The following is a 21,421-nucleotide window of genomic DNA, read 5'->3' as shown; positions in this document are numbered from 1 at the left end:
AGAAATCCGAAGGACGGAACTTGCCGGCAGGCCTTTTCATTCATTGGTAGGTGGTTTAGATGCAAAATGACGGATCACAGATGAAAATATTTCGCGGGAAGGAAGCGGCTGCGACAGGCTCGGTGCCAAAAGAAGAGACGCCGTTGCACCGATGCCTTCAGGATCCGCGACGGTTGAGCGACGCCGAGTTGATCGCGATCCTGCTGGACGGAAAGGTGAAGGAGGGGCATTTTGACCAGTTGTCCCGGGCATCCGGTTTACTGGCGCAGTCGAGGCCAGAAGCCGGGAAGACGAGGGCCACGGATTTGCTCTTTGAAGGGTTGCGTGACCGATGGCCGGAACTGGCTGCGCAGCTACGTCCCCGGGAGTTGGCCCGGCTGGCGGCGGTGCAGGAGTTGACCCGGCGGGTGGCGGCCACGCCGGCGCGGCAGCGGCCGGTAATCCGAACTCCGCAGGAGGCGGCAGACCTGCTGATGGGGGACATGCGCTTTCTGGACAAGGAAGAGTTCCGAGCCATCGCGCTGAACACGAAGAACCAGGTGCTCGGGATCGATACGATCTCGGTCGGCAGTTTAAGCTCTTCCATCGTGCATCCGAGGGAACTGTTCAAGGCGCTCATATCCCGGAGCGCTGCCGCGACGGTACTCGTTCATAATCATCCGAGCGGCGATCCGATGCCGTCCCGAGAAGACAGGACGATTACATCCCGAATTGTGGATGCCGGTCGGATCATGGGCATCGAGGTCCTGGATCACATTATCATTGGCGACAACCGGTTTTCGAGTTTACGGGAGCTGGGGTACATGCCAGAGACTAACCTGGCGAATGACCGGGTGAGAGAAGGAGCGGCCACGAATATTTCACGTGGAATGAAACAAAAAGGAGAGGAGTTGGAGCGATGAATATCGTGGCGGACAGCGTACATGTGACGCCGGCCTTGGTGGATTCGATTATTAGCCAGGAAGGCCTGTCTCATCGGATATTGCTGAACGATGAAGAGAGGAAGTCAGTAGTCCTTCGACAAAACGGTAAGTATGCTTTTCTTATGATAAACGACCAGCGGAACATCCTCGTCCTTGACGCAACTGTACTAGAGATCTTCTCGGCTATTGCGGGGTCATTCAAGGAATGGGCCGATGAAAGGGAAGCTGCCTGCCTATTAGAGGAGGCTCGGGAGTTTTTATCCCTCAAGAATGAAGTAGCAAAAGAAGTTCTTTCATAAACGAATAAGAACCAATTTAGGTGCATCGAAAGGGCTCGGCATTCTTACCGAGCTCTTTCGACGTTTAAGAGAAGTTCATTTTTATCCCTTTTGAATCTGCTTTCGAATATCTAAAGGTTATTGATTGGTTTTTTGAGCGGTATAGAAAACGTAAATGGCATAAGATGGCACGTAAAAAAATATTACCAGACCAGTCCACCAATAATATTGATAAAAAATAACGCTCCCTAAAATTACAATAGAACTAAATCCTAATTGAATGTATACGCTTTTATTTTTCGGGCGATTTTCAGATTCAAAGATAATTGAAGCCATTGAAGCCCAAATAAGTAAAAGAGATAGTCCGAAGAAAATCCCGACTATTACTCCGAGAAATGAAAATCTACCCATATCATTGTCAATTATTACAAATTTATATCCTAGTGCTATGGAGAGTAGTATTAGACACGTAGTCACAAAAGCTTTACCAAACGGTATTAATATAGGCTTCAACCAGGTGCTCGTAATGACCTCATAGTAATCCATCAGACCTGTTAAGGGCTTACTCACTTTGTCTATCTGCTGATATTTCAATTGTCTTATCTCTTTTTGAAGTTCCTCTGCTAAAGAGCGAAGTTCAAAGTTATCAGCCATTATCTTCCATTTGTCAACGCGGGAACACAGTTTTGATGGCATAAATACGTATGCCCTAGCAATCTGTTTTGTTAATTCCTCATAATTGGAACGATCAGAAAGATATGAGTATATGGTTAGTTGGAGATTGGTATAAGCTTCAATCGATTTATCAATTCTGTCTTTTGTAAAATTATCTTCTTCGACATGGTTTTTTCTGTACTCTTTGTTTAGCCAAAATAGCACGATTGTAATAAGTAAAAGAATAACTGATTCGGGATTATTTCGGTCGAAGAAAAAAGAAATAAGATTGTTCATGAACTGGTCTCACTTTCTTAAAGCATGGAGGATAACATGGACGATAATAAAGTGGATAAACATGAAAAATTTTTATTTACGGTTTCAGTTTTTATTCTAGGAATGGCCACTATTGTTTTTTTATACGCAAAACTAATGCAATGGTTGCTCTCTTTGTAATACGATTATCAACCATTTTACCATATATGGTTTGAATTGAAATAGAGCCCCCAAGGCCCAGCCCCGTGAAAGCCGGGGCCGCCGATGAAAAATCGGCGCGGCGCTTACAGGGCTCTTTTTTATGCCCTGTGAAATTAAGGAGGGAAGGGAGGAGTCTTTAAGGGGAAAAGGCTGTCGTTCTAATCACATGGAATGAAGGAGGATTGATATGACCGAAAGAACGTCGTCGGAGAACAAGTTGACTGATACATTGCAACCGGGAGGTTCTGTCCCGAGCCGGGAGGAGCTGCTTTACCGGTTCAACATGACCCTAAAACAGGAGAAGTCATCATGGAAGGGTATCGTAGGGGTCGACCATCCAGAAGGTATCCGCGAGGAGTTCCGGATATTTTGGTTGGGTGGTCATAAGCCGGAAGATGCCTTGAAGTACATGAGGAAGCATGTTGGATGGACAAGGGAAGAGACTGGGATATCCCTTCCGTGGCCGCCGACTGCCCGGAACCATTTGGGAGAGGTTATCCACGAGATTTACTGTACATTGCCGGAAGGACAGGCTCGGCGGGTGCTGGCCAGTTTCGCGAAGGCAAGGTTTACAGAACCGGAAATAACTCTTTTACGAGTGCTTGAAAAGGCTCGTGCCTCTACCCAGGCGATGCAGGTAATGCTGGGGATCCAGGCTTATCATCCCGGACGGTATGATTCAGCGAAAACCCATTTGTCTGCTGCAATGGATGGGCTTAAAGCGCCTCAAATCCCGAACTATGAACGGTCTCAACTGTTCATCGAGGGACTGCGTAAAGCGGGTATTGGACCAGCGAGTTTTATTCAATACACACTCGACTTTCTGCCAACCAGCCCCGTCAAAACAGAACTAAAGAATGCAAAAAAAGAAATCTATCAGCACGATCGAAAAGTGGAGCAACTGCATCCGGACCACCGGTTTGTGATGCCCCGAAATGGGATCGAACAGAATACGACTCTCAACGGCCCGCAGAACGACGGGTCTTTCTTTTTTCCCGGAAACACCGATCAGGTGAGGGTTTTCAACTGTGTCCGAGACTTGCTTGCCCATGATTTATACCAGGCGACGCTTGGGCAGATGGCAGGGGACCACCGGATTGCATTAGGTGATGAAGCCAGTCACAGTCTGAATCGTTATCTGAAGTTAAACCCGGGCGTACAGAACGTTGTTTTCAACATGACCAATGTGCCAAGCGTTACGCCGATGATTCAAAGCATGACGTCATCGCTGAAAGCGTTGGGCTATCAACTGCGCATTGAGTTTCCCCGGGGAACCTGGGCGAGGGAGCTAGCACGCAGACAGCGACAACTGGACCAAGATCGGGAACGGTAGATTTTCTTTCCAGCCGGCTGGAGGTGACTATGAAAACAAAACTTGCTTCCATGGGACTGATCCTTCTCATGGATGTGCTCATTCTTCCCTGGTTCCTTCAATTGCCCGGCTTGTTGATCACGGAGGGGATTAAGGCGGGGTGGGCGACATGGACCGACTCGTTTTCTTTGCTGGCCGGTTTGCGGGCTTTGTCTGATGAGCGCCTTCGAGGGCTCTGGTACTGGGCGCAGTTGATGGTGGCGGCCTTGATTTTTTGGGGCTACTACTACGGACGCCGGCCGTATGTCGCAAAGGGACCCAAGGGAATGCCGCAGGCCGCAGGTTCCGGCCAGCATGGCACTAGCCGCTGGCGGTCCATGGAGGAGATTCGTAACACGACCACCGTCTGGCATCCGCCGGCGGATTACAGAAAGGGGGTGAATCGATGCGAGGAATCCGGGGATACCTCAACGATCTGCGACATCGAGCCGGAAAGCGAGGACATTTCTTTGGACCGTCAGTAGAATCAACCCGGTTGCCCAAGGGCGGGTTTATTCTGGGCGCCGCCAAGGGGTGGAAGGACGGTTATCCGGCCGACGCATGGATGCGTGGGGCAATGCCGTTTACGGTCTGGATGGAGACCGGGAACGGAAAGAAGGCCCATATGCTGCTGATTTCCACCACCGGCGGCGGGAAGACACGGCGAATCGTCCTCCCGAGCATCTGGGTGAACGCCCTGGCTGGGGAGAGCATGGTGCTGACGGATCCCAAGGGCGAGATGTATCTGGCTACCTATGAGTTTCTCCGGGAGTTAGGGTATCAGGTGGTCCGGCTGGACTTCCGAAACCCGACGCTGGGGGGCCGATGGAATCCGCTGCATCCCATCAACCGGGCGCTGGCGCAGGGAGAGTTTTCAAAAGCGGCGGAGGCGGCCAAGGACCTAGGGACGATCATGGCTGCACAAAACAAGGAACGCACCCAAGACCGTTTTTGGCCGCAGACCCAGAAATCATGCACAGCAGCGCTGGCGCTTGCGGTATGCAGCGAAGCGGCACCAACTCAGCGGCACATGGCCAGCGCCTATCGGGTCCTGACGGAACTGGGCGAGGGCGGTGGTGAGAGACTCGATGAGTTGTTTGCTTCAATGCCCTTGAACCACGTCGCCCGGCAGGCTTACGGCGTTGCCCGGCTGACGACAGACCGGACTCGCGCCTCAGTCTTCGTAACGACCGCAGCCGATATGGAACTGTGGGCCGATCCCGATATCCAATGGATGACAGCAGGGATGGATCATGAACTGGAGGATATAGGCCGCCGTAAGATGGCGGTTTTTTTAGTGGTTCCCGACGAGAAAGAGAATCGGCACTTCCTGGCAAGCCTGTATGTGGCCCAGACCTATCAGGCGCTCGTTGACGTGGCCAATAGCACGCCGGGCGGCAGGTTGCCGGTCCGGGTCAATTATCTCTTGGACGAGTTCGGTAACATGCCGCCCATCCCGGAGATGAGCACCAAACTGACGGTAGCTAGAAGCCGGGGGATGCGCTATCTCCTTGCGGTGCAGGACAGGCCTCAGTTGGATATCAAGTATGGCAAGGAAATGGCCAGCACATTGATCGGTAACTGCGGCACCTGGGTGTACCTGGCGACGATGAATCCAGAGACGGCCAAGATGATCAGTGAAAAGACCGGAAAGTATACGGTGGGCACCGATTCCTACTCAGCCAACGTGGGCGAACGGCACAACAGTGCTTCCTACGGATCCAATCGTGGACTTACTGGTCGGCCGCTGGTTATGCCTGACGAGGTGGAGCGGTGGGACAGTAATTATGCCCTTGTGTTGCAGGCTGGCGAGTATCCGGCCAGATTGCCGGTTCTGGACATTACCCAGTGGCCGGCTGCCCGCGATTTCGATGTGGAAGCCTTGAACCCAAAGTCCGAGGCGGCCGTTGAGGCGTTAGCCCGGCTGGAGAAAGAACGCAAAAAGGCAGAAGCCCCGCCGATTTGGCTGCCGGGGATGGGGCAGTATCCTATCGCCGAGCCGGATCTGCCGGATATCAACAGCTTTTTTACGCCCCCCGAGTTTATGGGACCACCTCCGGAGTCGCCGGAAGACTATTTTGACGATATTGCCTAATTGATGAAAGGAGAAAAGATGGAAATGAATATTCAGGTTCAAAACATGAAAGGTGTTCGCGAAGGGTTTCAAGGGAATCGGAAAAAAGGGCTGAAAGGAATCCTGCAAGAGGTGGACCGCAAGTTGGAACGGTTCATCTGGACCTACGGCAAGGCGGCAACGGTGGCCGGATTGACTTTCATGTGGCTGACAGCGCCTTCGCCGGCGCATGCATCCATCAATCTGATCGACGGTGGAATGAACCTGCTTAAGGACATTAAGGGACAACTGCTGCTTGCTATTCCTATTGCTGGCGGGGCCGGTGTTGGCTGGCAGGCGATGCAGAAGTCATGGGCGGAAGGAAACGAGGAGGTAATCATCCAGAAAAACAAAAGGATCCGGCAGATTTTAACGGCGACCGTCGTTGGAACGGCGGTGGACGGTTTGATTATCGGCCTTCAAAGTTATGTTCCCAAGTAAGGGCCGGGGTTTCCGGCTCTTAACTTATTCTTAGGGGGAGTGATGATTGAACGCAATTGCTGAGTTGATTATTTCATCGTTTCAAGCGTTTCTTAACCGGTGCCTCAATGACTTTAGCGCAATCATGTCTGGTTGGACCGTTGATATCATGGCCATGGCGCTGAAAATCCTGGATAGTCAGTTTGTCTCCAATGCAATCACGGAGATGCAGACGCTGGCCATGGGCCTGGTTGCGGTCAAACTCCTGGCAGAGTTGCTGATGAACCATATCCTTCAGGGATATGGGGAAGGGGACGCAATGGAGAGGGTGCTGGTGCGGTATGCATCATCCATCTTTGTTGCCTTGTCCATTCCTTGGGTGACGGCGCAGACATTTCAATTCGGAAATGATGTGGCCCGGAAGATTGCCGGCGTCAATGTTGTCGAGGCTACGCCGGCAGCAGCGCTGTTCACATTTATCGCTCCGGGAAATGTGGTGATTGTGGGCCTGGTGATGCTCATTATCGCCATCGTCATCTATATCTTGATTTTTCTTCAGACGATCATTCGCGCCTATGAACTCGGTGCGCTTGCCGCCGCTGGACCATTGATGGCTATTGGGCTGACTTCTGAGGATAAAGGGATGTTCGCGGAATGGTGGAAAGAACTCCTGACGATCAGCATGTCTCAGGCGCTACAATCGTTTCTCCTGAAGCTTGCCATTTCGGGACCCGCGATGTTCTCCGGGGACTGGGCGCTGGGACTGCTGGCCTCGATTGCCGGCCTGTATGTCGCCTTCAAGAGTCCATCTATGTTGCGGCGATGGATGTACAGCAGCGGTATCAGCCGGACATCGGGCATGGCAATACAGCAAGCCGGAACCCAGTATATGATGCGCAAAGCACTCATGCGTTGAGAGGGATGAATCGATGGAAGAGAACCAATCTTATCTAATTCCCCGGAACGTAAATCACCGCTTTGAAGTATGGCCCGGATTTGGCTGGCCGGAAATCATTGCGCTGACCGTTGCGACGGGCCTCGGATATTTTATTTCCGAGGCCCTGGGCCTTTTTTGGGAATCAGCAAGCCGCATATGGATCGTTTTTTTGCTCCCGGGTACTGTATATCTATTTTGCCAACCTCAGCCGGACGGCGCCCGGATGGCGGACAAGTTAAAGTGGATGTGGCAGTGGCGTGCCAATCAAAAACGGTACATGTATAAAGCGAGGTGAGGGAATTGTTCGGGTTCGGGAAGAAAAGCCAGAATGGAAAAGCAGCGGAGAACAGCGCATCTCAAAAGTCAGTCCAGGACTTGTTACCGGTCAGCGACATCTACGATGACATGCTGGTTCGAAAAGACGGAACACTGGTCATGTACCTGCGCATCAAGCCCTTTGACCTGGAACTGCGGAGCGAACGGGAACGGCGGCAGATCATCCAGGGAATGCACGAGGCCCTCAATGGCCAGAAAGAGCCGCTGCAAATCCACTGCATGGGCCGTCCGCTGGTGCTCGACGACTACCTGGCGCACCTGGACGACATGGCCCGGGAGATGACCGATGAACGGAGGAAATTGCTTCTCCGAAAGTATATCCAGTACACGTCCGCGGAGGCAGCCAAGGGAACAAGCCAGGAGCCGCTGTATCATATCGTGTTGACCCAGGAGCCCAGGAAGTACCAAAAGGACGCCTACCAGGAGCTTCACCAGCGTGCCTATGAATTGAAATCGTCCCTGGAGAAAGTCGGTCTGGAAGTGGAAATGAGCGCGGTCCGGGACATCATTGACCTGAATTTTGTGTTCCTTCACCCTGCTCAGGCAGCCTTCGAACGGGCACCCGGTATTTCAGGTCCTTACCTACCGCCGGTCGTCCAATACGACGAGAGAAGCGCTGGGGTGATGGAATGAAGAAATATTTCCCGTGGAATAAAGATGACCCTTCCGTCAACGGAACGGCGACATCGAAAGCCCCGGCAACGCCTGTCGCTTCGGGTCTGTTGAATGTCCTGGCCCCACAAGCGCTGTCGTTCCAGCCGTCCAACCTGGTGATGGGGGACAAGCTAGCCCGGGCGATGGTAATCCCCTCGAACAACTACCCATCCTCCGTGACGGCAGCCTGGCTGGCTAGGGTGGCCAAACTGCCCGGAGTGGTGACGAGTGTCCATGTGACGCCCACGGAGAGCCTGGATCTGATCAGCAGCATCAACCGGAGCATCGGCGAGTTGGCCAGCAAGACGCGGGTCGGGGGCGCGCTGTCGGTGATGCGGGCGAAACGGGCAATGGAGGATGCAGAACTGCTGCTCCAAAAAATCGATATGGAACAGCAGAACGTCTTTAACATCACCGTCACCTTCCTGGTTCAGGGGGATGATCCAGATGATCTGAACCGGCGGGTCCGCAACCTGGAACGGGCTTTGGCCGGCTCCAAGATGCGCGGCAGGGGGATGCTGTTTCGCCAGCAAGATGGCTTCCTTAGTACCGGTCCATGGGGACAGCTCCCTGCGGAAGTGCTGGCCTCGGGCCGCCAGAACATGCCGTCTGAGACGATCGCCGCAGCCTTCCCCTTCATGGCCAGCGGCCTTCGGGATCCCAACGGGTTTGTTCTCGGTAAAGACTCCGGAGGAACACTGGTTATCATTGACTACTACCGTCGAGGAGGACATCGTACAAACGGCAATACTAACGTATTTGGGACATCGGGTTCTGGAAAATCGACGAAAGTCAAGAAAAAGTGCCTGAATCTCTGGTCACAAAACTGCCGGATCTTCATTCTCGATCCGGAACGGGAATACCGACATATGTGCAAGCATCCGGCCGTGGGCGGGACATGGATCAACGGCGCCGGCGGGAAGACCCGGATCAACCCTTTGCAAATCCGGATTGTGCCGCCAACCGTAGAAGAAGAGACAGAAGAGGATGAAGTGAAAAATGATGGATTGCCGGCAATGGCGCTTCATCTTCAGTTTTTAAAGACCTTCTTCAAGCTATATATTCCGGATCTTAACCGGTTGCATCTTGCCAGGCTAGAAGATGCATTGATTGAATTGTATCGCGAATATGAAATTGTTTGGGAGACTGATCCGGCGACAGTGCCCAATGAAAAGTGGCCTGATACAACGCATCTTTATAGCCTGCTGGAGAAAAAGGCGGGAAAGGAACCCGAGAAGTGGGGCGAATTGGCGGAATACCTGAAAAGCGCTGCCAAGGGTTCGGAGTCCTTTTTGTGGGCCGGCCCGACCACGGCCAACGCGGACGGCGAGTTTGTCGTTATCGATATTCACGACCTGGTAGAGGCCGAAGAAGCAGTCCTCCAAGCCCAGTACTACAATATCTTTACATTCTTATGGAATGAGGTCTGCCGAAACCGGGCTGAGGGAAGAAAAATCGAGTTGGTCGTGGACGAGTTTCACCTGTTAGCCAATCCCCGGGCGCCCCAGGCGCTGATCTCGCTGAAAAACGCCGGGAAGCGGATCCGCAAGTATGGGGGAAACTTAATGACAGCGACGCAGAACCTTCGGGATCTTACCGATGAGCGCCTGGCGAACTACACCGAGGCCATTATCTCTAATTCGACCTATAAGTTTTACATGCTACAGGATGAGAATGACCTACAGAAACTAACTTCACTGGTAAAACTGTCGGAAGGTGAAAAAGAGTTTCTTCTGAGGGCTAAGCAAGGCGAAGGTCTGCTGGTGGCTGGCAACCGGCGATTGAAGGTGTCGGTGGAAGTAACAGCTTTCGAGAAGGAGATCTTCGGCAAGGCCGGTGGGCGGTGACGGCTTGGAAGACGATATGGTGGTTCCGACAAACCCCTATGTATGGGGGTTTTTATTTTTTGTCATCTTCTTTATCTTCGTCTTCTCCGGGCCGATCTCCGTTCACGAACGTGTGCCGCTGGTTGCTGATGAGCGACAGGTGGACATCTATGTGGAGGCGGCCAACAATGTCTCTTATTCCACCGTAGTGGAAAAGCCCTCAAAAGATTCGAAATGCAGCAAAACCATCGAACCGCCAGGAGTTGCTCGAAATGCCGATCGCTCCAAGAGAATCATGCACCAGGTGCAGATTACGTGGCAGGAACTGCTAGTACTGGACGCCATCCTGTTAAAACAGGACTTTAGCCTGGAAAACATCTTGGCTACGGAAAGGCGTGACCGCAAGCAAAAGACCTTCGGTTTTCGCATGACAGAAGAGCAGGTCTTGAAAGCCCGAGCCGAGCGGCTGGCGAACAAGTTTTTGATTGAGGTAGGGAAAGTCATTATCACCTGTTCAAGTCAGGACGGCGATTCCACAACCAAAGAAGCGCCTGTGTACGACAGAAAGAGCTTCGACCAAATGATGGCGGAGATGGGCTTCTCCAAAGCCGACAGGGAGAAGGCGCGGCAGATGCTCGCTATGCCGCTGGAACAAATCTTTTACGACGGTCCCAACGGGGAAGGGGGGGCGCCGGTCCATCTTCCTTCGAACTTCCGGCCGACAGGAGAATGGCTCTGGCCCACGCCCGGCAACTTCAACGTCACATCCGGGTTCGGGCCGCGCATGAGTCCGAAACCGGGGACACATACAGGCATCGATATTGGGATTGGTGCCGGCACGCCGGTTTATGCCATCCAGCGGGGCTTTGTGACCCGGGTAGAGGATCTTGGCGGCCGCAGCTACGGTAAGTTTGTCGTAGTCAACCATGGTAATGGTGTGGAGTCGTATTACGCCCACCTTTCCGCTTTTATGTCTATCCCGGTCAGGAGATTGAAGACTGGCAGCAGATCGGCCGTTCCGGTTCTTCCGGTTGGAGTACCGGACCTCATCTTCACTTTGAGGTTCGGAGGAACGGGCAGCCGTTCAATCCGCTGGAACTCTATCGATGACGCTGCTGCGGGTCAATTGGGGACTAAGCAACGTTTAGGTTATAGAAAGGATGCGATAGGGTTGGAAGCTGCCTTGAATTCGGATTATCGGACGAATGAAAAACGACGGATCGAACAAGCGGAAGCGAGATACGAGACGGCGATCCGGAACTACGCTGCCTGCATGCAGGCTGAGGCCCTAACCAAGGGCCTGGCGGAGGATGCCCGGCGGCAGCTAAAGGAATTGGACCCCAATCATAAGCTGTTGATCGGAGGGGTATGGGAGAATGCAATCCTCTTCCATCATCCATTCGCAGCGCTTTTGGAGGTCTTCTTCGGCGGCTCGGAGGTAGAGCAGCAACGGCCGACGCCGCATCAAGAGAGGAAACGGGCAGTGCGAATGCCCGGCTACAGGAGGCGCTGATGTCTGCCTCCATTGCGCTCGCCACTGGGCGCGCGAACCGGACACAGGTGATGCGAGTTCTGAAGCCGATGCTTGAGTTGGAACAGGTCCTGGAACGGTAGATGTACGGGATTATCCATTGTGCGGCACTGTGCGCCATTGTGCGTCACTGTGCCGCACAATCGAAAAGCCGTCAAAGGGGAGAGGCCTCATGAAACATAGTCCAAAGACGGAGCACCCAGTGGTGGATGCCATCGGCATGATGGAGTTCACCGGCAATGTCATCCCCCAAAAATGGTTCGAGAACATCACTCTGGACAGCGGCAAACCGGACACGGTGGCCATTATCATCCTGTCGGATATTATCTACTGGTACAAGCCCCGGGAAATCCGGGAAGAGGCTTTGGGCCGTGTGCGCTTTGAGAAGAAATTCCGGGGTGACAAACTGCAACGAAGCTACGACCAACTGGCCGATCACTATGGATTCACCAAACGCCAGGTCAAGGAAGCCTGCAAGCGTCTCCGGGACAAGGGCCTCGTGAGTCTGGAGTTTCGGACGATCCAGATCGGCGCCATGCGTATGGGCAATGTGCTGTTCATAGAACCGGATCCGGAAGCCATCCGGCAGATCACTTACGCCCCGGCGACGGACGCTAAGGTGATCGATGAAGCCTATAGTTCCCTTGCGGAACCCGCCAGTGAAGTGGGATTGGCGCGGGATGAGACGATTGCAGACACCCCTATGACATTAGAACGTCAGAGGGGGGAGGCGGAACTAGGGGGAGCGAGCCAGAAACAGCGTCAGACGGGGCTAAATCAGATGCCTTTGCCTACCCCTATGACATTAAAACGTCATAGGGGTGACATTGAAACGTCACAGGTCTTACGTTTTAACGACACACCTGTGACGCCAGAACGTCAGACAAATACAGAGATTACTACAAAGACTACTTCAATCTTTAATCGACGGAAGGAAAGACAGACGGACGGACAGACGGATCTGTTTTTTTTGAATAATGATAAAGCGCCGGAACGCGCTGCCGGTTTGACGGCGCCGGAGAGCCGGGACGAGGAGGTTCGGCAGATTATGCGGCGCTGCTGTCCAGAAGAGGACAGGCGGTTCAATTTTACCGACCGAGACATGTTGAAGAAGGCAGTCCAGGAACTGATCGCCGAGAACCATCCGCTAACATGGCTGAATGCGGAGGTGGCCCTTTGGGCGCTGGAGGGCTTTTACAAGGCAAAGGCAACCCGTCAGCCGATCAAGTACTTGAAGCAGTGCATCCTCAACGCGAAAAAAGAACAGACGGACGAATCAATGCGGAAACTCTGGCTAAGAAGAAATTGGAGTCAGGAAGCGACGGGCGGATAGCCGGTCGTTTTTATGTTTTCGGGAGGTGAGGTCTCATTGGGGCGAATACCGGACGAGCAACTGGCCCGGGCGCGGGAAGCCAACCTAGTGGACTACCTGCGCGGTCGGGGGTATGAGTTGAACCATGAGGGCGGCGGCAACTTCCGCATCCCTAAACATGGGGGGTTAATTGTCGATACTCAGGGGCGGTGGTTCCAGCACTCGACGCAGAAGGGCGGCAAAGCGATCGATTTTCTGGTCGAGATCGAGGGGAAGAACCTGCGGCAAGCGGTGGCCGAACTGACCGGCTTCTTGCCGGAAGCTGGTTCGGAGCGTTCCTTTCCAGCCGGCGGTAAGGCGGCCAGGCATCCGGAAGAGACTAAGCCCTTTGCATTGCCGCCCAGAGCGGCTAACGACCACCGGGTCTTTGCCTACCTGATGCAGAGCCGGGGGATCGACAAACGAGTGCTAGAGCCGTTGGTGAAGGCAGGACTGATCTATGAAACTGCCTATCCGATTCAGGGGAAAGAGATCCACAATGTGGCCTTTGTCGGCTTGGATCGGGAAGCGACGCCGAGGTACTGCACGATGCGATCCACTTTCACGAACAGCGACTGGAAGGGCGAGGTGCCGGGGTCAAGCAAGGACTTTGCCTTTTCCATACGGGGACGGGAAGGGTCAGACGCCGTTTACGTCTACGAGGCGCCGATTGACTGTCTATCCCACATGAGCCTGCAACTGCGTCGAAACATTGACATCTGGCAGCATCACCGGCTCTCCCTGGGCTGTCTGGCCGATCGGGCTTTGAAACAGTACCTGGCCGACCATCCGGAAATCAAAAGGGTGGCCTTGGGCCTGGATAATGACAAGTGGGGCCGTGAGGCGGCGCAGCGGATCGCTAACGATCTGGTGAGCCAGGGGTATCAGGTGGTTGCGCAGTTTCCCACGGCCAAGGACTGGAACGTCGACTTGGTGAACCAGGTGGGCCAGCGCCTGGAGTGGCCGGGGGGGCGGCAACACGGAAGGGAGGCAGGGAATATGACACAGGGGGAACGGAGGGAGTTGGCAGAAACCCCGAAAGGAAGTGAAAGGAAAAAGATACTTCACATAAGGGAAGGCGCCTTCGCAAGGGGCGCTTTTATCATGCCGGGGAAGAACGATGTGCTACAAGTGTATATGCATGAAAAGCAGTTGAAGGCAAACATGGAGATTCAACGGCTTAACCATACGATTGACCTGCACGGGCATCCCCATCGAATTGCTGTGGGGAACATTAAATCCCTGATTGAGGATTACTTACACGACAATCCGCAGATTACGAACGTGGCGATATACAGGGACAGTACAATTTCACATGAACAGTGTGAGTTACTGGCTCAGGCGCTTACTGCGAAAGGGCTTGTCGTTAATACGCTAACTCCCTATTACGGCAGGTCTTGGGCTGACGATTTTGCCCGGATGCGGCAACAAGAACCCTACCGGTCAACAATCTCTCAGGCTAAGGGTAGAAAAGAGGTGATGGAGCGATAGAAGAACCGCCGTCTGGAAGAGAAATAAACCGTAAATGCGAAAGCCCCAATCCTGCTCAGGACTGGGGCTTCACCTTGTCCGGGAGGTGCTCCACCACTTGTTCAATGGCGCATTCAAGCTGGCTACAGAGCCGATCTAACACCTCCATGGACACATAATCGTTTTTTCGAAGCTTGCTTTGCGTTGCGGTGGAAAGGCCTAAATCAGATAGCTTGAGATCCTTGTCAATGAGCAGCTTTAACAGTGGTTTGTACGAAAAAGCCAAAGTCCCCCCTCCTTTCAGTGCCATTATATCACATTGTTTTATATAGTCGAGAAAATGCTTTGCAAACGCAAAGGAAATTATTGATTATGCGATTGCTCCATTATATAATGCAAATGCAAGAAATTTTGTTGCGAACGCAAAGGAGGCGGCGTTATGGTCGAGATTCAAAACAGCGCCCAAAGACAGGCTTTCAGCAGTCTCGTGCTGGGACGAGAGAACGAAAGATCATGGGTGGCAGCGATGTTTATTTTGACCGCAGATAGCAAGCTGTGCAAAGTCACGAAAAGCCACGTTTTTCCCGAACGCCGGGAAATCCGGTGGGCCAATATCATCAACAATCCTGAGTTCGGTTCCGGTCATCGCGCCGCAGCGTTATGGGCCTACCACCTGGTAGTCGGGAGACCCTGGCAAGAAGAAGAGTCGGGACCTGTTGATACGATTGATAGCGGTTGGAGAATGGATTCCACACTTCGCGGTATAGCGACCGATGCTTTGAAAATTGCCTGGGGCTTAGACCAGATCCATTAGAGGATTGATGGAGGGGAGGGATGCGCATGGAGACTGAAAAGAAAGAGGGGAAGCGGATCCAGTGGGGCAAAACGGAAGAAGAAATCAAGAAGACGATCTTTGCCCAACTGGCGCAAATGGAGCAGGGGGGCGCTCCGATCACCGTTGCCGCCATCAAGGAACAGTGCCCTGCCATGATGCGTTTCCTCTACGGCCAGCAGGCTATTTTTATTGGGATAAACCATCTATTTGAAGCCTATGAGCAGCATAGGCAATCCCAGATCGCGGCGGTTTCCCCTGGAGTCGATATGTCCACGAGCCTAGTTGAATTGAATGGCAAGCTGGAGATATCGATCGGCCTGATCGAGCCGAACCCGGATAACCAGAGAAAGACCTTTGATGAAGAGGCGCTGCAGGAACTCGCCGAGAGCATCCGCCAGTATGGCATCATCCAACCCCTGGTTGTCCGCAGCAAGCCGAAAGCCCCGGAACGATATGTGATCATCGCCGGGGAACGCCGCTACCGGGCGGCCGGCATTGTCGGACTTACAGAAGTGCCCGTGATTATCAGTGACATCGATGAGAACAAGGAACAGGAAGTCATGCTCATCGAGAACATCCAGCGGAAGGATCTCTCGCCCATAGAGGAGGCTGAGGCCTTTCGGGGGCTGCTGGAACGAAACGGCTACACGCAGGAATCCCTCGCTAAACGCCTGGGAGTAAGCCAGGCTCACGTCGCCAACCGCCTGCGCCTGTTGAAGCTTCCTGAGCCGGTACAGACGAGTATTTCACGTGGAATGATCTCGGGCAGCCATGGGAAGGCGCTGGCTGCTTTTGACAACTTGCCGGGTGATTTCTTGACCCGAGTCACCGATACCATTGTGGAACGGAAGATTCCCGTTTCTGGGGTTGGTGACTTGGTTCGAGACGAAGTTTACCGAAACGGAAAGAAATTGTTTGAGAGTAATACCCACACAAGAACACTGCATTTTGATCCTGATGTGGAATGCAAGAACTGTCCGCACCGGGCCATGGCGCCGGAATACGGGCGTTATGGGGAAGAAAAGCCATGGTGCCTGAACCCTGCCTGCTGGGAAGAAAATCAGGAGGCAGGGATCGAGGCCAAAACAGAAGCGATTAAAACGCTAGCTGCTGAACAGGGCATCGATTATCTTGACTTAACCGACGAGAAGTTTGAGTGCGGCGACCACAACGACGGCGGCAACTACATGCATCTTCGAAAAGTCTACAATTCTGAAAACCTGGACTTGTCGGAGTGCCAGACCTGTAAACATAGGAAATATGGAAAAGGGCGGTTTGACACAACCCCACAGGAGATTTGTTTGAACCCGGTCTGTTACCGGAGAAAATGCGCTTCCACGGTTCGGGCGAAAAACAAGCAACGCCGTAATGACCTGGCCGATGAGATGGCCGAGATTGACCAGTTGGCAGCTTCGCAGGCAGGTTTACTGGCCGGCAATGGTTCGGAAACTGTGACGATGACAAAGAATCATCTGGTCTACCTAGCCGCCCGTCTCCTGGCCGACACATCGCCGGGCTACAGCGGAAACAGCATCCGGATCCGGCCCCATCAGTTTTTGCAGAAAAAATTCAAATGGGACCGTGAGTGGATGAGGGGGCAGAGCACATACGAGTGGACCCATGGCCGGTGGGAGGAACTCCGCGACCTGCTCATGTCTTTGCAACCGTCGCAGCTCATCGAGATTATTTTCGGCTGGCCAGCGACCGCCACGGGATTGAACGGTCCGGAGGAATGGCTGTTAAAGCAGTGTTCGGCTGCCAAATCATCAGCAGCCAATGCTGGAGAGGCTGCTGCATATCGCGACTTGGGAAATGAACTGAATGGGAAAGGGGGACGCAAGCTCAGGAAGGTTGACGACCAGTTATACAAGCCGGTCCATGACTTTATCACAATGCCTACAGAACTGAATGAGATCGCCAAAAACGAGATTGAAAACGGCAACGATGTGGAACGGGGACCGCTTGGGATTGTAAAAGTGCTGTTTGAGGACGGGGAAATTCACTATGTCCCTGACAATTCCGCTATTCGCCTGGTGGTGTTCAAGTATCAAGACAACGATGCGTTGCCGCACTAAGAGAGGGAAGGACAGTGTTGGATCGTCTAAAAATCCCGCTGCTTGATTTGTGCAGCCATGTGCTGAAAGGACCGGCGCTGGACCTGTTCGTACTCATCGCCCAGCACCATCCGGAGGGGATTGCCAAAACCGATCTGCGCCGGCAATACGCTGAGCCTGCTGGAAAGAAAGTAGAGACTCCCCAGGACCATGTGCTGCGAAATGACACGAACCGATCCCTGATCGCGTTGGATGCCGTGCGCTTCATCGAGAGCCGGCATCAATCGCGGGAAATCCGCTACACCCTGACGGAGACCGGTGAGACGGTCTGGAATGCAATCATCGATTATGTGGCCGGCCGTCCGGACGCCCTCCGCGGCAGCGTCATTGCCAGCCGGCTCTATGATGAAACAAGGAAAGGGGTAATACGCTGATGACAACAGTTTTTCGCGCCGAAGGAGACAACCAGAACATAACGCCGGTACAACTCCAGTCGTTCGCCCAGCAAGCGCCGGTGGCCATTCCGATGGCCTTCATCGGGCTAGGCCAGGGCGGCGGCAAGATGGCCGACGCCTTCGCATCCATCAAAGACCGCAACGGCAATCCGTACTATTCCACGCTGGCCATCAACAGTTTCAAGGGAGACTTGAAGGCGCTGAAGCATGTGCCGGAGAACCGGCGCTTGGAACTGCTCGGCTGGGAGAACGGCTGCGGCGGCGATCCGTACCAGGGATACGCAGCCCTCACCGATGACGCGAATGCGGAGCGTGTGGGCGAACGGATGATGGAAGCCACCAAGGACGCCCGGGTGATCTGGATTATGGCCAGCTACGGCGGCGGCACCGGAACCGGCAGCCATCTCCCCATGATCAAGTGGGCCGCCTCGACAGGCAAGCCGGTGGGCGCCATCATCAGCCTTCCCCGCAAGGGCAACCTGGAGGAGCTGGGCAATGCGTTGAACACGTTCAAAACCCTGGTCAACAAGTACCTGGGGCCAGAGGAAGAACGGCCACTAAAGGCGCTTGTCGTCGTCGACAACGAAAAGATTTACCAGGACTATATGGTCGACCGGCAAGCGGATCAGGTCCAGAACCTAGACTGGATGCAGTACGCGAACCTGAAGCTGGCCTATGTGCTCCACGAACTGAATGTGATGACGACCGGCTCGTCCGATGTGAATTTTGACCCGGAGGACCTGATCAAGGTGCTGTTCGCCGGCGGCTGCCTCACCTTCGCCAAGCGCCTGGCAAAAATCAGCGATGAGATGAAGGAGCAGGACCTGATCCAGGAAGTGGTCCAGACTGTCGAAGGGAAAAACGTGCTTGCCAATGGCTTTGATTACCGGGCGGCGATCGCCGGTGCCTTCACGATGATGACGCCGCAGAACTCCCGGATCGCCAACGTGAACAGCCTTGAACTGATCAGCGATGCGCTGAAGGATCGCTATCCCGGCCTGAAAGGGTGCCACCACAAGGGATACGTGAACTGGACATCGGCGCGGCATGCGTTGATCTACACGGTGATGACGCTCAACGCCCTTCCAGAACGAGCCGCCAGCCTGGTGGACGAGTACACACAAGCCCGCGAGGCGCAGGAGGACTTGTTCGCAAAACGGTCGGCGTTGCGCATCGACCATGTAGATGTGGCTCCGGTTAATCGCCGAGCCGCTTCCTTCTCAGGAAGGGTCCAGGACGATGATGACGGCCCCTGGGCAGCCCGGCCGAAACCGACAGGCAGCCCGATCGGCAACCGGAACCCGGTCTTGGGGGCAGGAACGGAGAGTCACCCGTGGAAAAAGCCGAGAAGATAGCCCAATGCGGCACAGTTACGCACAATTACGCACAGTGCGCGACTGTGCCGCACATTTTTCATGGCTTTGCCTTCTGGAAAGAAAAAAGGCAGAGGGAGAACGTCGCGGCCAGCGGCTGAGCTGCGGCCAGGGGCACATTGGCGGGACGTTTTATCGCGCAGGGGCGGAGCTCATGGAGAGCTGCTGCGCCAGTGTGACTGGCAGCCGCCTGGCTGACCCGGAACTGGCCTAAGTGAGTAGCATCGAGGCCTCCACCGGCGGCTGCTAGGTGGACACCTAACATGTGGGGGATCTGCCTTCTGGAAAGAAAAAAGCAGAGGGAGAGCGTCACGGCCAGCGGCCGAGCTACCGACCCGGGGCTCATCGGCGTGGCCGGTCTTGGTGCCGGGTGCGGATTTCCTGGAGAACTGCCGCGGCAGTGTGACGGGCAGCCGCCTGGTTGATCCGGAACTGGTCTAGGTGAAATGCATCGAGGCCGTGACCAGCGCCCGCCAGGTCGACAGCTAGCCCATGTGGGGGATCAGCCTTCTGGAAAGAAAAAGCAGAGGGAAAACGTCACGGCTACGGCCAGCGGCTGATCTGCCGGCAAGGGGCTCATCGGCGGGTCGGTCATCGCTCCGGGTGCAGATCTCCTGGAGAATGTGCGGCAGTGTGACCGGTGGCGCCAGGCTAATCCGGAGTTAACTAGCGTTGAAATGAGGTGGAGCGAATGAACCAGCGGAGTCGAAAAAGCCTCATGATTTTTTCTCCAGTAGGCGCGCCATGCGAACTATTGTTCGATAAAATCGCCCACAGTCCGTTCGGAAAACTGCGGTCACAGGTGAGCACAACGTGGCCCGGGGGAGCACCTTTTAGAACGGCCACCAGGCCGTTCTAAAAGGCAGGATAAGGCGGGGCACACACACACGCGGCAAAGCCGCGTGGGGATTGAAGTTTAAGATGTTGCCCAGATGAACCTGGACATACAGAAATGGTGCCGTAACCGTCTTATCTTCAGAAATGTCAAGGGATTAATGGTGGTGCCGAATTAGGTGCCGCGTTCAGAGAGGTGCTTAGATGGCTAGAACAACACGATTTCCAGAAGCGATTAATATACCCGTTACCGCAGATATGAAACGAAGATTAAAGGCAGCGGCATCGAAGCAAAAGAAAGACGTTGCTGGGCTGGTCAGGGAGATGTTACAAAGGGCACTGGATGAGGATTCAGCAGCCGATGGGTTAGATGTGGTCACGGCAACGGTACGAAGGACGATGCGTTCGGAACTCAAAATCACTGAAAATCGCTTGGCCAAGATCGCAGCCAAGGCGGCTCATGCAGCGGCTACGGCCATGTTTATGAATGTGGCCGTCGTGAAGGAATCGGGGCGCCATGATCACAGGGCTCTTTATCAGCAGGCCCGGAAGCAAGCTGCTGCTTATATCGGTTCTAGGGATGAGGAGTCGGAAGGAGTAGCTGAATCAGTAAAATAAGGCGTAGGCGTAAAGAGATAAAAGCATGTCCTCTACTGCTCGCTTTTGGGATATAATGTTAGTTGTAAGTGGTGAATGAGCACAAGGAAGGTGATTGGGATGATGATCTTGGATAACCAAAAGACGTTGGATAGCCTTTTACTATCAGATAATCAGCGCAAAGCTCTTCAAGAATTTAAAGAGAGGCTACGGGAGGCAATCCAATTACAGTACCTTGTGCTTTTTGGTTCCGTCGCTCGCCAAACAGCTGGCGAAGATTCTGATGTAGACATTTTGGTCGTAGTAAATTCAGAAGTGTCTAATGAGCAGTTTGAACTTATTTGTGACATCATCTTCGAAACGAATCTCAAATACGGTACGACGTTAAGTTTCGTTCCCGTAGAGTTGAAACAGTGGGAACAAAGGAGTCCGTTTATCGCAGCTCTTTATGACGAAGTTAGAAGGGACGGGGTAGTGATAGAATGAGTTTGACAGAACAGCAAAAACAGGAATTGGCCTTATGGTGGAGAGAAAAAGCAAAGGAAAATCTTCTTTCCGCGAAAAGTAACCTTGATGCGGAAAGACTAGGCAACACCATGAGGGATTTGTATTACAGCGCATTTAACGCCGTTCGTAGCGCCTTGGCTCTAAGCGGCAGAAATGACCTTGGGCAAAAACATACCGCTGTCCGTGCGGCTCTAAACCGTGATTATATTAAAACTGGAATCATTGATACGAAGTACGGCAAACTGTATGAGTTGCTTTTCAATGCCCGACAAAATGCTGATTATCAAGCGTTTACAAAATTTGATTCCGTTAAAGTGAAAAACTATTTCGTGGAGACAACTCGTTTCGTCCAAACCTTTGACAAGGTTGTAGATGCGTATTTAGCTGGGCAAGAACCAATCAAATTAGTTCAGAGAGATCGAGATGACGGTCCAGAAAGGTAATA

At 53.4% G+C, this 21,421-nt stretch carries 24 protein-coding genes; 21 read left to right on the top strand and 3 right to left on the bottom strand.

Features of this window, described 5'->3' with window-relative positions; all coding sequences use genetic code 11:
* Positions 1-80: 80 nt before the first annotated feature.
* On the top strand, positions 81-902 hold the full coding sequence (locus tag AC0CW1_RS08830) for a JAB domain-containing protein (protein ID WP_488182701.1): 822 nt from the start codon (positions 81-83) through the stop codon (positions 900-902).
* Positions 899-1,222 carry a hypothetical protein gene (locus AC0CW1_RS08825; RefSeq protein ID WP_488182700.1) on the top strand — a complete coding sequence of 108 codons (324 nt, stop codon included), beginning with the start codon at positions 899-901 and terminating at the stop codon, positions 1,220-1,222. The genes AC0CW1_RS08830 and AC0CW1_RS08825 overlap by 4 nt, the downstream gene beginning before the upstream one ends.
* A gap of 117 nt (positions 1,223-1,339) precedes the next feature.
* Here the strand turns inward: AC0CW1_RS08825 and AC0CW1_RS08820 are convergent, their stop codons facing one another.
* Positions 1,340-2,152, bottom strand: coding sequence for a hypothetical protein (locus tag AC0CW1_RS08820; RefSeq protein WP_488182699.1), 813 nt, complete (start codon positions 2,150-2,152; stop codon positions 1,340-1,342).
* A 367-nt stretch (positions 2,153-2,519) separates the two neighbouring features.
* Between AC0CW1_RS08820 and AC0CW1_RS08815 the strand changes: the two genes are divergently transcribed.
* The 11 genes from AC0CW1_RS08815 (at position 2,520) to AC0CW1_RS08765 (ending at position 14,342) form a co-directional block, all read left to right on the top strand.
* Positions 2,520-3,665: a hypothetical protein gene (locus tag AC0CW1_RS08815; protein WP_488182698.1), complete on the top strand. Its 1,146-nt coding sequence runs from the start codon at positions 2,520-2,522 to the stop codon at positions 3,663-3,665.
* A 29-nt stretch (positions 3,666-3,694) separates the two neighbouring features.
* The gene (locus AC0CW1_RS08810; protein ID WP_488182697.1) at positions 3,695-4,168 is read left to right on the top strand and encodes a hypothetical protein; all 474 of its coding nucleotides are present in this window, start codon (positions 3,695-3,697) and stop codon (positions 4,166-4,168) included.
* On the top strand, positions 4,090-5,778 hold the full coding sequence (locus AC0CW1_RS08805) for a VirD4-like conjugal transfer protein, CD1115 family (RefSeq protein WP_488182696.1): 1,689 nt from the start codon (positions 4,090-4,092) through the stop codon (positions 5,776-5,778). Before AC0CW1_RS08810 ends, AC0CW1_RS08805 begins: the two co-directional genes overlap by 79 nt.
* A gap of 24 nt (positions 5,779-5,802) precedes the next feature.
* The gene (locus AC0CW1_RS08800) at positions 5,803-6,237 is read left to right on the top strand and encodes a hypothetical protein (RefSeq protein ID WP_488182695.1); all 435 of its coding nucleotides are present in this window, start codon (positions 5,803-5,805) and stop codon (positions 6,235-6,237) included.
* A 46-nt stretch (positions 6,238-6,283) separates the two neighbouring features.
* Entirely contained in the window at positions 6,284-7,132 is an 849-nt protein-coding gene (locus AC0CW1_RS08795) for a conjugal transfer protein TrbL family protein (protein WP_488182694.1), read from the top strand.
* A 13-nt stretch (positions 7,133-7,145) separates the two neighbouring features.
* Positions 7,146-7,448, top strand: coding sequence for a hypothetical protein (locus AC0CW1_RS08790; protein ID WP_488182693.1), 303 nt, complete (start codon positions 7,146-7,148; stop codon positions 7,446-7,448).
* A 5-nt stretch (positions 7,449-7,453) separates the two neighbouring features.
* A complete protein-coding gene (locus AC0CW1_RS08785) occupies positions 7,454-8,122 on the top strand; it encodes a TraC-like domain-containing protein (RefSeq protein WP_488182692.1) in 669 nt (222 codons plus the stop codon).
* A complete protein-coding gene (locus AC0CW1_RS08780; RefSeq protein WP_488182691.1) occupies positions 8,119-9,990 on the top strand; it encodes a VirB4 family type IV secretion system protein in 1,872 nt (623 codons plus the stop codon). The genes AC0CW1_RS08785 and AC0CW1_RS08780 overlap by 4 nt, the downstream gene beginning before the upstream one ends.
* A gap of 4 nt (positions 9,991-9,994) precedes the next feature.
* Positions 9,995-11,482, top strand: a complete 1,488-nt coding sequence (locus AC0CW1_RS08775) for a M23 family metallopeptidase (protein WP_488182690.1) — start codon at positions 9,995-9,997, stop codon at positions 11,480-11,482.
* A 190-nt stretch (positions 11,483-11,672) separates the two neighbouring features.
* Positions 11,673-12,833 carry a hypothetical protein gene (locus AC0CW1_RS08770; RefSeq protein WP_488182689.1) on the top strand — a complete coding sequence of 387 codons (1,161 nt, stop codon included), beginning with the start codon at positions 11,673-11,675 and terminating at the stop codon, positions 12,831-12,833.
* A 36-nt stretch (positions 12,834-12,869) separates the two neighbouring features.
* On the top strand, positions 12,870-14,342 hold the full coding sequence (locus AC0CW1_RS08765; protein ID WP_488182688.1) for a DUF3991 domain-containing protein: 1,473 nt from the start codon (positions 12,870-12,872) through the stop codon (positions 14,340-14,342).
* 55 nt (positions 14,343-14,397) lie between these two features.
* On the opposite strand, the gene AC0CW1_RS08760 is transcribed toward AC0CW1_RS08765, so the two are convergent.
* Positions 14,398-14,607 (bottom strand): helix-turn-helix domain-containing protein, encoded by a 210-nt coding sequence (locus AC0CW1_RS08760; RefSeq protein ID WP_488182687.1) that lies wholly within the window; start codon positions 14,605-14,607, stop codon positions 14,398-14,400.
* A gap of 153 nt (positions 14,608-14,760) precedes the next feature.
* Between AC0CW1_RS08760 and AC0CW1_RS08755 the strand changes: the two genes are divergently transcribed.
* From AC0CW1_RS08755 to AC0CW1_RS08740, 4 genes are read left to right on the top strand one after another with little or no spacing between them, the layout of a single operon-like run.
* Entirely contained in the window at positions 14,761-15,135 is a 375-nt protein-coding gene (locus AC0CW1_RS08755) for a DUF6075 family protein (RefSeq protein ID WP_488182686.1), read from the top strand.
* Positions 15,136-15,161: 26 nt separating this feature from the next.
* The gene (locus tag AC0CW1_RS08750) at positions 15,162-17,231 is read left to right on the top strand and encodes a ParB/RepB/Spo0J family partition protein (RefSeq protein ID WP_488182685.1); all 2,070 of its coding nucleotides are present in this window, start codon (positions 15,162-15,164) and stop codon (positions 17,229-17,231) included.
* 17 nt (positions 17,232-17,248) lie between these two features.
* Positions 17,249-17,644, top strand: a complete 396-nt coding sequence (locus AC0CW1_RS08745) for a hypothetical protein (protein ID WP_488182684.1) — start codon at positions 17,249-17,251, stop codon at positions 17,642-17,644.
* A complete protein-coding gene (locus tag AC0CW1_RS08740) occupies positions 17,644-19,020 on the top strand; it encodes an FtsZ/tubulin family protein (protein ID WP_488182683.1) in 1,377 nt (458 codons plus the stop codon). Before AC0CW1_RS08745 ends, AC0CW1_RS08740 begins: the two co-directional genes overlap by 1 nt.
* 58 nt (positions 19,021-19,078) lie before the next feature.
* On the opposite strand, the gene AC0CW1_RS08735 is transcribed toward AC0CW1_RS08740, so the two are convergent.
* Positions 19,079-19,303: a hypothetical protein gene (locus tag AC0CW1_RS08735; RefSeq protein ID WP_488182682.1), complete on the bottom strand. Its 225-nt coding sequence runs from the start codon at positions 19,301-19,303 to the stop codon at positions 19,079-19,081.
* Here AC0CW1_RS08735 and AC0CW1_RS08730 point away from each other — a divergent pair.
* The 4 genes from AC0CW1_RS08730 (at position 19,302) to AC0CW1_RS08715 (ending at position 21,419) form a co-directional block, all read left to right on the top strand.
* Positions 19,302-19,463 carry a hypothetical protein gene (locus AC0CW1_RS08730; RefSeq protein ID WP_488182681.1) on the top strand — a complete coding sequence of 54 codons (162 nt, stop codon included), beginning with the start codon at positions 19,302-19,304 and terminating at the stop codon, positions 19,461-19,463. The genes AC0CW1_RS08735 and AC0CW1_RS08730 overlap by 2 nt on opposite strands.
* Positions 19,464-20,076: 613 nt before the next feature.
* Complete coding sequence (locus AC0CW1_RS08725; protein WP_488182680.1) at positions 20,077-20,490, top strand: hypothetical protein; 414 nt, start codon at positions 20,077-20,079, stop codon at positions 20,488-20,490.
* A gap of 99 nt (positions 20,491-20,589) precedes the next feature.
* A complete protein-coding gene (locus AC0CW1_RS08720; protein ID WP_488182679.1) occupies positions 20,590-20,955 on the top strand; it encodes a nucleotidyltransferase domain-containing protein in 366 nt (121 codons plus the stop codon).
* Positions 20,952-21,419 carry a HEPN domain-containing protein gene (locus AC0CW1_RS08715; RefSeq protein ID WP_488182678.1) on the top strand — a complete coding sequence of 156 codons (468 nt, stop codon included), beginning with the start codon at positions 20,952-20,954 and terminating at the stop codon, positions 21,417-21,419. Before AC0CW1_RS08720 ends, AC0CW1_RS08715 begins: the two co-directional genes overlap by 4 nt.
* Positions 21,420-21,421 lie beyond the last annotated feature (2 nt).

Source organism: Heliomicrobium sulfidophilum, assembly GCF_057715735.1.
The sequence above is the reverse complement of the archived record's forward strand: the minus strand, read 5'-3'. Positions and strand labels throughout refer to the sequence as shown.